The organism is Variovorax sp. P5_A3, from assembly GCF_056400665.1.
In genome coordinates this window covers 109,088-121,466 of record NZ_JBFUKW010000007.1, presented here as the reverse complement: position 1 = coordinate 121,466, position 12,379 = coordinate 109,088, and the positions used below count along the sequence as shown (strand labels likewise).

Annotated in this window: 13 protein-coding genes; 5 read left to right on the top strand and 8 right to left on the bottom strand. The window is 65.9% G+C overall.

The genetic code is table 11. The features are described from left to right. Entirely contained in the window at positions 1-1,311 is a 1,311-nt protein-coding gene (moeA, locus tag AC1D3B_RS12940) for a molybdopterin molybdotransferase MoeA (protein ID WP_478191065.1), read from the top strand. A 38-nt stretch (positions 1,312-1,349) separates the two neighbouring features. Continuing rightward, positions 1,350-1,832, top strand: coding sequence for a Crp/Fnr family transcriptional regulator (locus tag AC1D3B_RS12935; protein ID WP_478191064.1), 483 nt, complete (start codon positions 1,350-1,352; stop codon positions 1,830-1,832). Here the strand turns inward: AC1D3B_RS12935 and rnhA are convergent. Together rnhA and AC1D3B_RS12925 are read right to left on the bottom strand one after the other, a co-directional pair. Further along, positions 1,829-2,278, bottom strand: coding sequence for a ribonuclease HI (gene rnhA / locus AC1D3B_RS12930; RefSeq protein WP_028253889.1), 450 nt, complete (start codon positions 2,276-2,278; stop codon positions 1,829-1,831). The two genes, AC1D3B_RS12935 and rnhA, sit on opposite strands and share 4 nt — an antisense overlap. Continuing rightward, positions 2,275-3,063: a class I SAM-dependent methyltransferase gene (locus AC1D3B_RS12925; RefSeq protein WP_478191063.1), complete on the bottom strand. Its 789-nt coding sequence runs from the start codon at positions 3,061-3,063 to the stop codon at positions 2,275-2,277. Before AC1D3B_RS12925 ends, rnhA begins: the two co-directional genes overlap by 4 nt. On the opposite strand from AC1D3B_RS12925, the gene gloB reads away from it, so the two are divergent. Then, positions 3,062-3,859: a hydroxyacylglutathione hydrolase gene (gene gloB, locus AC1D3B_RS12920; RefSeq protein ID WP_478191062.1), complete on the top strand. Its 798-nt coding sequence runs from the start codon at positions 3,062-3,064 to the stop codon at positions 3,857-3,859. The two genes, AC1D3B_RS12925 and gloB, sit on opposite strands and share 2 nt — an antisense overlap. Then, on the top strand, positions 3,856-5,409 hold the full coding sequence (locus AC1D3B_RS12915) for a transglycosylase SLT domain-containing protein (protein WP_478191061.1): 1,554 nt from the start codon (positions 3,856-3,858) through the stop codon (positions 5,407-5,409). Before gloB ends, AC1D3B_RS12915 begins: the two co-directional genes overlap by 4 nt. A 28-nt stretch (positions 5,410-5,437) precedes the next feature. On the opposite strand, the gene AC1D3B_RS12910 is transcribed toward AC1D3B_RS12915, so the two are convergent. From AC1D3B_RS12910 to dnaX, 6 genes are all read right to left on the bottom strand, one after another. Then, on the bottom strand, positions 5,438-6,271 hold the full coding sequence (locus AC1D3B_RS12910; RefSeq protein ID WP_478191060.1) for an ABC transporter permease: 834 nt from the start codon (positions 6,269-6,271) through the stop codon (positions 5,438-5,440). A gap of 1 nt (position 6,272) precedes the next feature. Further along, positions 6,273-7,088, bottom strand: a complete 816-nt coding sequence (locus tag AC1D3B_RS12905; RefSeq protein WP_478191185.1) for an ABC transporter ATP-binding protein — start codon at positions 7,086-7,088, stop codon at positions 6,273-6,275. 48 nt (positions 7,089-7,136) lie between these two features. Continuing rightward, positions 7,137-8,171 carry an ABC transporter substrate-binding protein gene (locus AC1D3B_RS12900; protein WP_478191059.1) on the bottom strand — a complete coding sequence of 345 codons (1,035 nt, stop codon included), beginning with the start codon at positions 8,169-8,171 and terminating at the stop codon, positions 7,137-7,139. Positions 8,172-8,327: 156 nt separating this feature from the next. Continuing rightward, positions 8,328-8,918: a recombination mediator RecR gene (gene recR / locus AC1D3B_RS12895; protein WP_478191058.1), complete on the bottom strand. Its 591-nt coding sequence runs from the start codon at positions 8,916-8,918 to the stop codon at positions 8,328-8,330. A gap of 18 nt (positions 8,919-8,936) precedes the next feature. After that, positions 8,937-9,269, bottom strand: a complete 333-nt coding sequence (locus AC1D3B_RS12890; protein WP_012747441.1) for a YbaB/EbfC family nucleoid-associated protein — start codon at positions 9,267-9,269, stop codon at positions 8,937-8,939. Positions 9,270-9,309: 40 nt separating this feature from the next. Then, a complete protein-coding gene (dnaX, locus tag AC1D3B_RS12885; RefSeq protein WP_478191057.1) occupies positions 9,310-11,124 on the bottom strand; it encodes a DNA polymerase III subunit gamma/tau in 1,815 nt (604 codons plus the stop codon). A 112-nt stretch (positions 11,125-11,236) separates the two neighbouring features. Here dnaX and AC1D3B_RS12880 point away from each other — a divergent pair, with 112 nt between their 5' ends. Further along, positions 11,237-12,358 carry a M12 family metallopeptidase gene (locus tag AC1D3B_RS12880; protein ID WP_478191056.1) on the top strand — a complete coding sequence of 374 codons (1,122 nt, stop codon included), beginning with the start codon at positions 11,237-11,239 and terminating at the stop codon, positions 12,356-12,358. Positions 12,359-12,379: the final 21 nt, after the last annotated feature.

Genomic DNA, 12,379 nt, shown 5'->3' with positions numbered 1-12,379 from the left:
ATGAGCCGCATCGCCGACATCGCCGCCCCATTGGCCGGGTACGACCCGGAGGCCCTTGGCGTGAATGCCGTGCAGGCCTTCCTCGCGCGGCTGGCCGATCAGGCCATCGTCACCGACAGCGAGCGCATCGCGTTGCGGGACGCACTCGGTCGGGTGCTGGCCGAGGACATCGTCTCCCCTGTGAGCGTGCCGCCGCACGACAACTCGGCGATGGACGGCTTTGCGTTCGATGGCGCGGTACTCGACAAGTCCGCGAGTGACGCTTCGGTGAGCCTGCGCGTGGTGGGCACGGTACTGGCCGGCGCCGCCTGGCGCGGCACGCTGGCTGTCGGCGACGCAATAAGGATCATGACGGGCGCGATGATGCCTGCGGGCCTCGACACCGTCGTTCCGCAGGAGTGCTGCCAGATCGCAGGTGATGCAGTGCGTTTTCCGGCCAGCGCACTGCGTCGCGGCGACAACCGCAGGTTGGCCGGTGAAGACCTGATGCAAGGCAAGCCCGCATTGCAGCGCGGCGAGATCATCTCGCCCGCCGCATTGGGCATGGTCGCCAGCCTTGGCTTGCCGATGGTGCCCGTGGTGCGCCGCCTGCGCGTGGCGTATTTCTCCACCGGCGACGAGATCCTGAGCCTGGGCGAGTTGCCGCGCGAAGGTGCGGTCTACGACAGCAACCGCTACACCGTGTTCGGCCTGTTGAAGCGCCTGGGCTGCGAAGTGATCGATCTCGGACTCGTGCGCGACGACCCGGCCGCGCTCGAATCCGCGTTGCGCCGGGCGGCCAGCGAAGCCGACGCGATCATCACCAGCGGCGGCGTCAGCGTCGGCGAGGCCGACCATACCCGCGCCGTCATGCAGCGGCTTGGTGACATGGCCTTCTGGCGCGTGGCGATGCGGCCCGGCCGTCCGATGGCCGTGGGCCTGATTCCGACGGAAAGCGATGCCCGCGGGCCTGCCGTGCTCTTCGGACTCCCCGGCAATCCGGTCGCCGTCATGGTCACTTTCCTCGCCTTCGTGCGACCAGCCCTCCTGCGCATGATGGGCTGCAACGCGACCTGCTCCTCACCGCCGCCCCTGCTGCGGGCCAGGAGCATCGACCCGATCCGCAAGAAGCCCGGACGCACCGAATACCAGCGTGGCCGCGTGCAGGCCGTGCCGGACGGACTGCCCGAAGTGCGCATCGCCAGCAACCAGGGTTCGGGCGTGCTCAGCTCGATGGTGGAGGCCAATGGCCTGGTCGTGCTTCACCACGATCAAGGCAGCGTGGCCGCGGGCGATTCGGTCGACGTGATGATGTTCGACGGCGTGGTGTAAGGTTCGCGACCCGAAACCGAGGAATCGAGGAGTTGCGCATGCTCGCAGCCAGAATCGAGTTGATGCAGCAGATGCCCATTTTCGGCGCCATCGGCGGCGAGACCCTGGAATTCCTGCTGGCCCCCGCTCCGGTGGTGAAGGTCGCGGCAGGCGACTACTTCTTTCATGAAGGTGACCCTCCCAGCGGCATGTATGTGCTGGAGACCGGTCGCGTCACGGTGTCGAAGAGCTGGCAAGGCCACGACTTGCTGCTGCGTCGGCTCGTCCGGGGCGATTGTTTCGGCGAGATGGCCCTGCTGGATCTCTTTCCGCGCAGCGCCTCGGTTCGCGCCAACGTGGATTGCAGCGCCATCGAACTTTCGTCGGCCAATCTCTACCGGCTGTTCGAGCGTGACGTCGAGCAGTTCGCGCTGATCCAGATGAACATCGGTCGCGAGATGAGCCGGCGCCTGCGCATCACCGACGACCTGCTGTTCAGGGCCAGCATGGGCGAGGCGCTGGAACCGCTCGAGCGAATTTAGATCCGCCCCAGCGCCTTGTCCACGCCCTTGTTGGCGAGCGCATCGGCGCGCTCGTTGCCCGGATCGCCCGAGTGCCCCTTGACCCAGCGCCATTCGATCTGGTGGCCACCCTCGGCCACCAGCTTGTCGAGTTGCTGCCAGAGTTCGACATTCTTGACCGGCTGCTTCGTCGAAGTGCGCCAGCCCTTGGCCTTCCAGCCGCGGATCCATTCGGTGATGCCCATGCGCACGTACTGGCTGTCCAGGTAGAGAGTGACCTTGCAGGGGCGTTTCAGCGCAGCGAGCCCTTCGATCACCGCCTGCAGTTCCATGCGATTGTTGGTGGTGTTGAGCTCGCCGCCGAAGAGTTCCTTCTCGGTGGCGCCCGACTTCAGCCATGCACCCCACCCGCCCGGGCCGGGATTCCCTTTGCATGCGCCGTCGGTGTAGATCTGTACTTCGTTCAAAAACCGTTTCCTTCTTGCTGTCGATGTGTCTTGTCGCGGTGCATCTTGCCTGCAATCGGGACGGGCGCGCTGGCGCGTGAGGCCGCGCGGCGCCATTCGGCGCTCAGCAACCGCAATCCGCGCACGCGCTTGACCGCCACCAGAAAGTAAACGGCGCCGAAGATCGGCCACCAGCGCTCGCCGGCGTCGTCGAACCACCGGCAGCGCTCCAGCCAGGCTTCGCTGCGCACAGCCGGCCGATAGACGCCGAAGCGCCCCGATTCGACCTCGAAGCTCAACAGGCGCAGCCAGTCGCGCATGCGCCGGTAGCCGATGAAGTCGCCCGCCTCGGGCAGGAAGAGTTCGCCGAAGCCGAGACGACGGTAGAGATGCGCGCGCCGTTGCCGCATGCCCCACAGGCTCGCCGGATTGAGCCCGCAGATGACCACACGGCCTTCGGGCACCAGCACCCGCTCGACTTCGCGCAGCGTCGCATGCGGATCGGGACTGAGTTCGAGCGTGTGCGGCAGCACGACGAGGTCGAGGCTGGCGGCGGGAAACGGAAGCGCCGAGAAGTCGGTCACCAGCGCGCCACGCGGCGCCTGCGCCGGGTCGGACAGGGCCAGCCAGCGATGCGGCATGCGATTGGTCCGGAGTCCCTCGACCTCGGCAAGGCCGAGCTGAAGCGCGTGATAGCCGAACAGATCGGACACCGCCTGGTCGAACTGGGCCTGCTCCCAGGCCAGCAGATAGCGGCCGGGGGGGGTCTCGAACCAATCATGCAAACCTATAATTTGACCGCTCATGACCCTCGTTCCGCTGCCCGCTTTCGCCGACAACTACATCTGGATGCTGCAGGACGGGCGCAACGCGATCGTGGTCGACCCAGGGGACGCCGCACCGGTGTTTGAAGCACTCGGGCACGGCAATCTGCAACTGGCCGCGATTCTAGTCACGCACCATCACGCCGATCACACGGGTGGCGTGGCAGCGTTGCACGAAGCCACCGGTGCGCCGGTCTTCGGCCCTGCCCGCGAGAAGATTCCGGAGCCATTCGCGCGTCTTTCGCATGGCGACCATGCCGAAGTACTGGGCCTGCGCTTCGAGGTGATCGACGTCCCGGGCCACACGGCCGGGCACATCGCGTACTTCCTGCCGGCCGATCCGCGCAATTCCGCCGCGGGCGATCTCGCCCCGCTGGTTTTCTGCGGGGACACGCTGTTCTCGGGTGGCTGCGGCCGCCTGTTCGAAGGCACACCCGCGCAGATGCTGGCCTCGCTCGATGCGCTGGCCGCCCTGCCGGGCAACACCCGCGTATGCTGCACGCACGAATACACACTCGCTAACCTGAGATTCGCGCGCGCGGTGGAACCGGACAACGCCGATCTCACTCAGTACACAGCGCGGTGCGAAGCACTGCGTGCGCGCGGCGAACCCACGCTGCCTTCGCAGCTCTCGACCGAGCGCCTGATCAACCCCTTTCTTCGCAGCCGCGAAGCCACCGTCAGTCGAGCGGTCCACGCTCACGCCGGCCTCTCACCGCAGGCCGCCGAGACCGAGGTCTTCGCCGCGCTGCGTCAATGGAAAAACGACTTTCGATGAAACTTATCGTTGCCGCCTGCCTTGCGGGCTCTCTCTTCCTCGCAGGCTGCGCCACCGGTACGGGTTCGTCCACGGGCATTTCGAACGGTTCTTCGAGCAGCGCCGCGCCGGTCTACCCGGGTGGTGCGCTCTCGCCCATCACCTCCGGTGACGCGAAGTCGCGTGCCGTCGTGACCCTGGCGCCGCCCACCGACATGTGGGACCGGATCCGCCGCGGATTCAAGATGCCCGACCTGGACAACGACCTCGTGCGCGACCGCGAGCAGTGGTATGCGAGCCGGCCCGACTACATGCAGCGCATGACCGAGCGCTCCAGCCGCTACATCTTCCACATCGTCGAGGAACTCGAGCGACGCAACATGCCGACCGAGATCGCGCTGCTGCCTTACATCGAGAGCGCCTTCAATCCGCAGGCTGTCTCCAGCGCGCGCGCCGCGGGCATGTGGCAGTTCATGCCGGCCACCGGCACCGACTACGACCTCAAGCAGAACATCTTCCGCGACGACCGGCGCGATGTCGTCGCGTCCACGCGCGCGGCGCTCGACTATCTGCAAAGGCTCTACGGCATGTTTGGCGACTGGCAACTCGCCCTCGCCGCCTACAACTGGGGCGAAGGCAACGTGGGCCGCGCCATCGCCAAGAACCAGCGCGCCGGCCTGCCCACCACCTACAGCGACCTCACCATGCCCGCCGAGACGCGGATGTACGTGCCCAAGCTGCAGGCGGTCAAGAACATCGTCGCGAATCCGGAACGCTTCAACGCCGACCTGCCGCTGATCGCCAACCACCCCTACTTCCAGACGGTGACGCTCAAGCGGGACCTCGACGTGACGCTGGCGGCCAAGCTGGCCGACGTGAACATCGAGGACTTCCGCGCGCTCAATCCATCGGCGCACAAGCCCGTCCTGCTCGCGGCGGGCACGCCGGAAATCCTGCTGCCGTGGGACAACGCCGCCGTCTTCCAGCGCAACTTCGAGGCCTACTCGCAGGGCCAGTACGCGAGTTGGACCGCCTGGACCGTGCCCACGACCATGACCGTGGCCGATGCCGCCCAACGCTCCGGCATGGCCGACGCCGACCTGCGGGCAATCAACAGCATCCCGCCGAGGATGCTCATCAAGGCGGGCTCCACGCTCATCGTGCCGCGCAGTTCCCGTATGCAGGAAGACGTCGCGGCGGTCGTCGCCGACACCGGACAGTTGAGCTTCCAGCCCGAGATCGTCACGCGCCGCACGCTGGTCAAGGCCGGTGGCAAGGACAGCGTCGCGAGCATTGCGCGCCGCTACAAGCTGAACCCGGCCAACGTTGCCGAATGGAACGACGTCAAGCCGAACCATTCCTTCCAGAAGGGCTTCAACGTGGTGGTGTACCTGCCGGTCAAGGCGGCGCGCACGGCAAGCGTCGGCTCGGGCCTCTCACGCCTGCGCGGCGCGCCGCCTTTGAAGAGCACGAGCGTCCCGTCGAAGAACGTAACCAAGGTCTCCAAGAGCTCGTCGACCCAGGTCGTGCGCGAGCCGCGCGGCGGCACGCCGTCGAAGAAGAAGCGCTGAAGCGGGATGCCGGCGGCGGGCGCCGGCCTCAGAGCTTTTCGGTCTCGCCGCTGCGCGGCTGCCACTTCATGAGGCGCTTCTCGATCACGCCGACGATGCCGTCGAGCACCAATGCAAACGCCGTCAACACGACGATGCCCGCGAACACGGTGTTGACGTCGAAAGTGCCCTCTGCCTGCAGGATCAGGTAGCCGACACCACGCGCGGACCCCAGGTATTCGCCGACCACGGCACCGACGAAGGCCAGGCCCACGGAGGTGTGCAGGCTGGAGAACACCCAGCTCGTGGCGCTCGGCAGGTAGACCGTGCGGAGCAGTTGCCGCTGGTTCGCGCCGAGCATGCGTGCGTTGGCCAGCACCACCGGACTGACCTCGCGCACGCCCTGATAGACGTTGAAGAACACGATGAAGAACACCAGCGTGACCGCCAGCGCCACCTTGCTCCAGATGCCCAGGCCGAACCACAGCGCGAAGATCGGCGCGAGGATCACGCGTGGCATCGAGTTCGCGGCCTTGATGTAGGGGTCGAAGACCAGGCTCGCGGTCGGCGCCAATGCGAGCCAGAGGCCGCAGGCGAGACCCAGCAAGGTGCCGATGACGAAGGCCAGCACGGTCTCTATCAAGGTCGTGCCCAGATGCAGATAGATGTCGGCATTGCCCGCCAAGCCGTCGGGGAACAGAGGATTCGGCGGAATGCCCACCGGCATGAACCAGCTCCAGATCCGCCCCGTGACCTGGATCGGCTCGCCGAGGAAGAACGCGAACTGCTGGTTGCGCGATGCCACGTGCCAGGCGACCAACAGCGCGACCAGCACCGCGATCTGCCAGAAGCGCGCATTGCTTTCGCTCGGCCGAATCCTCATCTCAAGCAACTTTCTTGAGCTGTTGCGCGTAGCCCTTCAGGACCTCGTCGCGCAGGACGTTCCATATCTGCGTGTGCAGTTCGACAAAGCGTGGGTCCGTACGGACCTCTACCACGTCGCGCGGTCTCGGGAGGTCGATGGCGAACTCGCCGATCGGATGCGTCGCCGGACCAGCAGAAAGAACAACAACCCGGTCGCTCATCGCAATGGCCTCGTCGAGGTCGTGGGTGATGAACAGCACGGCCTTTTTCTTCGCCGCCCACAGGTCGAGCACCTCGTTCTCCATCAACTGCCGCGTCTGGATATCCAGGGCACTGAACGGCTCGTCCATGAGGATGATGTCCGGGTCCAAGGCAAGCACCTGCGCGAGCGCCGTGCGCTTGCGCATGCCGCCCGAGAGCTGGTGCGGATAGCGATCGCCGAAGCCGCCGAGCCCGACGCGGGCCAGCCATTCCTCGGCCTGCGCGCGTGCCTTTGCATCGGGCACGTCGCGGTACTGCAGGCCCACCATCACGTTGTCGAGCGCGCTGCGCCATGGCATCAGCGCTTCCGACTGGAACATGTAGCCGGCGCGTGCATTGATGCCGGCGAGCGGCTCACCGAACACCTTGACCGTGCCCGATGACGGTTCCAGCAGCCCGGCGCCCACGTTGAGCAAGGTCGACTTGCCGCAACCCGTTGGCCCGACCACCGACACGAACTCGCCATCGCGGATGCGCAACGTGGTGCGGGAGACTGCGGTATAGCGCTGGCTGTGGTCGTCCTTCGAGCGGAAGGTGCAGCTGATATCGAGAAGTTCGAGCGCGTAGTCGGCCATGGCTTGCAAGAAAAAACCCGGCCGGAGCCGGGTTGCGGGACGTCGAGGTCAGGCTTTGAACCTGTCCTTGGCGCGGCGCGCAAAATCGTTGGTATAGAGCTTGGACAAGTCGATCTTGTCGGCCTTGACCGTGGGATCGAAGCTCGCAATCGCGGTCAGGGCGGTCTTCGGGCCGTCGGCCGGCACCAGTCCGTCGGTAGCGATCGCTTCGCGCACCTTGTCGAAGGAAGCGAGGTACAGCGCGCGGTCGCCCAGCAGATAAGTCTCCGGCACCGTCTTGATAATGTCGCCCGGCCCCGCCGTCTGCAGCCACTTGAGCCCGTGCACGATGGCATTCGCCAGCGCCTGGCAGGTGTTGGGATTTTTCTGGATGAACTCCGAGGATGCATAGAGGCACGCCGCCGGCATCAGGCCACCGAAGACCTCCTGCGTACCCTTGAGCGTGCGCGTGTCGCTGATGATCTTCACGTCGCCCTTCTGCTCGAGCATGGTCATCACGGGGTCGGTGTTGCTGATCGCGTCGATCTGCCCCGAACGCAACGCCGTCAGTGCGCCGGCGGCAACGCCGACGCCGATGTAGCTCACGTCGCTCGCCTTCAGGCCGCCGCGCGACAGCACGAGATTGGACACCATGTTGGTGGACGAACCGGGCGCCGACACGCCGATCTTCTTGCCTTTCAGATCGGCAATGGTTGCGTAGGTCGGCATGTTCTTCGTCGAGACGCCGATCGCGATCTGCGGCGCGCGCCCCTGGAGTACGAAGGCCTGGAAGTACTGGTTCTTCGCCTGCAGGTTGATGGTGTGCTCGAAGGCACCCGAGCAGACGTCGGCCGAGCCGCCCACGACCGCCTGCAATGCGCGTGCACCGCCGGCGAAGTCGGAGATCTCGACGTCAAGACCTTCGGCCTTGAAGTAGCCGAGTTGCTCGGAGATGGTGAGTGGCAGGTAGTAGAAGGCGGCCTTGCCGCCAACTGCGATCGATACCTTCGATTTCTCCAGCTTCGGCTGCCCATGGACCAGCGGTGCCCCGATGGCGGCAGCGCCTAGCGCTGCGGCAACGGTGAAGGTACGGCGATTGAGCATGAGTAGCGCCCGCGGGCTCTTTGTTCGAATGATTCGAATCGAGCTTAGGGGCGCGTTTCTGCGCCTGCATCGGGAACATCCCGTGCGGGTTTTTACGTAAACACGAAGACCACCGTCATCCTTGCGATGGCGATGCTTTTTTCGCTCAGGTTCCGGTCAGCGCCGATCGACCAACGCGTGCGCGATGGTGCCGAGGTCGACGTATTCGAGCTCGCTGCCTGCCGGAACCCCGCGCGCAAGCCGCGTCACGGTCAAGCCGCGCTGCTTGAGCGCCTCGCCGATGACATGGGCCGTGGCCTCGCCTTCGGCAGTGAAGTTGGTGGCAAGGATCACTTCGCTGACGGTGCCGTCGAGCGCGCGCTCGAACAGCTTCGCAAGGCCGATGTCCTTGGGCCCGATGCCGTCGAGCGGGCTGAGCTTGCCCATGAGCACGAAGTAGTACCCGCGAAACGCACCGGTGCGCTCGAGCGCAGCCTGGTCGGCGGGCGTCTCGACCACGCACAGCTTGGTCGCGTCGCGGCGAGCATCCTGGCAGACGCTGCAGATCGCCGCTTCGGTGAAGGTGTTGCAGCGCTCGCAATGCCGGACATTGCTGGCCGCCTGCTCCAGCGCGCGCGCCAGCATCTGCGTGCCCGCACGATCGTGCTGCAACAGATGAAAGGCCATGCGCGAGGCCGACTTCGCACCGACGCCAGGCAGGCGCCGCAGTGCCTCGACCAGCGCATCGAGCGAGCTGGAATCCGCCACGTCAGGCCAGACGGCGCGTCAGAACGGCAGCTTCATGCCGGGCGGAAGGCCTGGCATGCCCGCCGTGAGCTTGCCCATCTTCTGCTCGCTGGTCTCCTCGGCCTTGCGCACCGCGGCATTGAAGGCGGCAGCCACCAGGTCTTCGAGCATGTCCTTGTCATCGGCCAGCAGGCTGGGATCGATCGTGATGCGCTTGACGTCGTGCTTGCACGTCATCACGACCTTCACGAGGCCGGCACCCGATTCGCCTTCGACCTCGATGGTGGCCAGTTCTTCCTGCGCCTTCTTGAGGTTGTCCTGCATTGCCTGCGCCTGCTTCATGAGGCCGGCCAGTTGTCCTTTGTTGAACATCGTTGGTCCTGTCGATCGTTGAAAAATGGATGAATGAAACTCAGGCGGGTCGCAGCGTCCCCGGAACGATCCGCGCATCCCAGTCGCGCATCATCGACTGCACGTCCGGGTCGTTGCGGATCGCTTCCTCGGCCACGCGCTGTCGCTCGTCCGCCGCCTGCTTGTTGCGACGCGCCGGGCTGTCGACGACAGCACCGATCTCGATGGCGATTTTGACGCCATGGCCCAGGCTCGCGAGCGCGTTCTGCAACTTCTCCCGACTGCCGGTCTGGTTGAGCGATTCGCGCTCGACGCGCAGCAGCCACTGGTCGACGTCGCGGGCCACCAATTGGGATTGCAGCGCGAGTTCGCGTGCCAGTGCCGCGATGGCCTCGGCTGCGACCAGTTGCGTGACGGTCGCGTGCCAGAAATCGCCCTCTTCGCTCGGCGGGATCGGAGCCGAGGTGGCAACGATCTCGCTCTCGCGCGCACCGGCGGGAGGTTGCACGCGAACCTGCATCGCGACCACTTTGGTTGGAGCGGGCACTGTTTCGTCGGCGGGGGCGGGCCTCGGCGATGCAGACGACGCCAGAGAAGGCGCTTCGACGACGGGCAGACGATGCCCCGGCGGTGTAGCGGAGGCCGCAGGCTCTGCGATCGAAGCGGCCGGCGTGGCGACCGGCCGGGCGACTTGTGCTGGTACGGCACGCGGCGTTTCCGCCACAGGCCGATGTGCTTCATTCAGAGTTTTTTTTTCCGCGCCGGCCGCGCCGGTGGGCTTGAACGCCAGGAGGCGCAACAGCACCATCGTGAGCGCCGCGTATTCGTCCGGGGCAAGCCCCAGTTCGCCTCGGCCATGGAGGCAGAGGCTGTAGAGAAGCTGCGTTTCGTCTGCGGGCATCAAGCCGGCGAGACGCGCAGTCTCTGCCGCTTCCGGATCCGTGCCGCCAGCTTCGGCGCGCGCGGGCACGGCCTGCAACACGGCCATGGCCTGCAGCACGGTCGTCATTTCCTCGAGCGTGGACGCGGCGGACAGGCCGTCCCGGCGCAGTCCCTCGGAGGTCTCGACGACCGTCTTGCCGTCGCCCTCCGCCAGCGCCTCGATCAGGCGGAACACATGCCCGCGATCGACGCTGCCGAGCATCTGGCGCACGCCGCTTTCGAGCAACTCGCCATTGCCGAAGGCGATCGCCTGGTCGGTGAGCGACAGCGCGTCGCGCATCGACCCGCGCGCGGCGCGCGCAATCAGGCGAAGTGCCAGCGGCTCGGCCGGCACCGTTTCAGTCTGCAACACGCGCGTGAGATGTTCGAGGACGGTCTCAGGTGCCATCGGCCGCAGGTTGAACTGCAGGCAGCGCGAGAGCACCGTGACGGGCACTTTCTGCGGGTCGGTCGTGGCGAGCACGAACTTGAGGTACTCGGGCGGCTCTTCGAGCGTCTTCAGCATCGCGTTGAACGCGTGGCCGGTGAGCATGTGCACTTCGTCGATCATGAAGACCTTGAAGCGACCCTGCACCGGCTTGTACACCGCTTGCTCCAGCAGCGCCTGCACTTCGTCGACACCGCGGTTCGACGCCGCGTCCAGCTCGGTGTAGTCGACGAAACGGCCTGCATCGATGTCCCTGCACGCCTGGCATATGCCGCACGGTGCGGCGGTGATGCCGCCCTGCCCGTCCGGCCCCTGGCAGTTGAGCGACTTCGCCAGGATGCGCGACACGGTCGTCTTGCCGACCCCGCGCGTCCCGGTGAACAGATAGGCATGGTGCAGCCGTTGCGAGGTCAGCGCGTTCTCGAGCGCCTGGACGACATGTTCCTGGCCCACCATCTCGCTGAAGGTTTTGGGACGGTGTTTGCGAGCGAGCACGAGATAGGCCATCGGCGCATTTTAGGGTCGGCGCCGGACCCGGCCCCGCGCCGGGCTAGGCCATCTTGCAGATGGAATTCGCGCGCCTCGCGTCTAGCATGAAAACACCATCGAGGAGACCGATATGCCCACTGCGCCACGAAAAGCCGCAGGCACCGCCGCGGCGAAGAAAACCAGGCAGGCTGGCGATGCAGGTCCGCGCCGCTATTGCGCACAGCCCGTGCAGACGATCCGCCAGTTCGACCCCAGCGTCGGCGCGGGTCGCGTCCGTGCCATCATGGCCGCGAGCAAGAAATGGGTGAACGGCACGCAGATCACGTACTACTGCTTCAAGCGTGGCGATCCGGTCCCCGCGGCATGGCAGGGCAGCCCGGCCGACATCGGCGTCGTGGGTACCTCGTTCGAGGCGTGGGCCAAGCTGGGCATCGGCATCAGCTTCCGCAAGGTGGATGCGCCTGAAGACGCGATGGTACGAATCGGCTTCGATCCGCAGGACGGGTCCTGGTCCTTCGTGGGCCGCGATGTGCTCGGCACCAAGTCGCCGCAGGAGCGCACGATGAACTTCGGCTGGGCGCTCACGACCGACTACGGCCACGATACGGCGCTGCACGAGATCGGCCACACGATCGGACTCGAACACGAACACCAGAACCCCAACGCCGGCATCACGTGGAACCGCCAGGCCGTGCTCGACTACTTTTCAGGGCCGCCCAACAACTGGGACCAGCAGCAGATCGACTGGAACATCCTGCGCAAGATCCCGGTGTCGGAGATCAAGGGGACCACGTGGGATCCCGATTCGGTCATGGAATACCAGTTCGACCCGGGGCTTATCGATGCTCCCGCCAAGTACAAGGCCGGGCTCACGCCCAAGGGCGGACTCTCCTACGCGGACAAGGCCTGGGTGGTCGAGTCCTACCCCGGCGTGCGGGCACCCAGCACTTCGGCGCTGAAGCTGGGGCTCTCGCAACTGCTCAAGCTCAAGGCCGGGGAGACACGCACCTTCGACTTCGTGCCGACCCGCACCCGCACCTACAACATCGGCACCTTCGGCACCTCCGACACGGTGCTGGTGCTGTTCGAGGTCACGCCTACCGGTAATGTGCAGATCGCGGGCGCTGACGACAGCGGCACCGACCTGAATGCCAAGGTCAGCATGCGGCTGCTGAAGGGGCGCAGCTACCAGGTCGGCGTGCGTCTGTACTACGCCGATGCGACGCTGGAGACCTCGCTGCTGGTTTGGTGAATCGAGTCGCCTACAATCGCG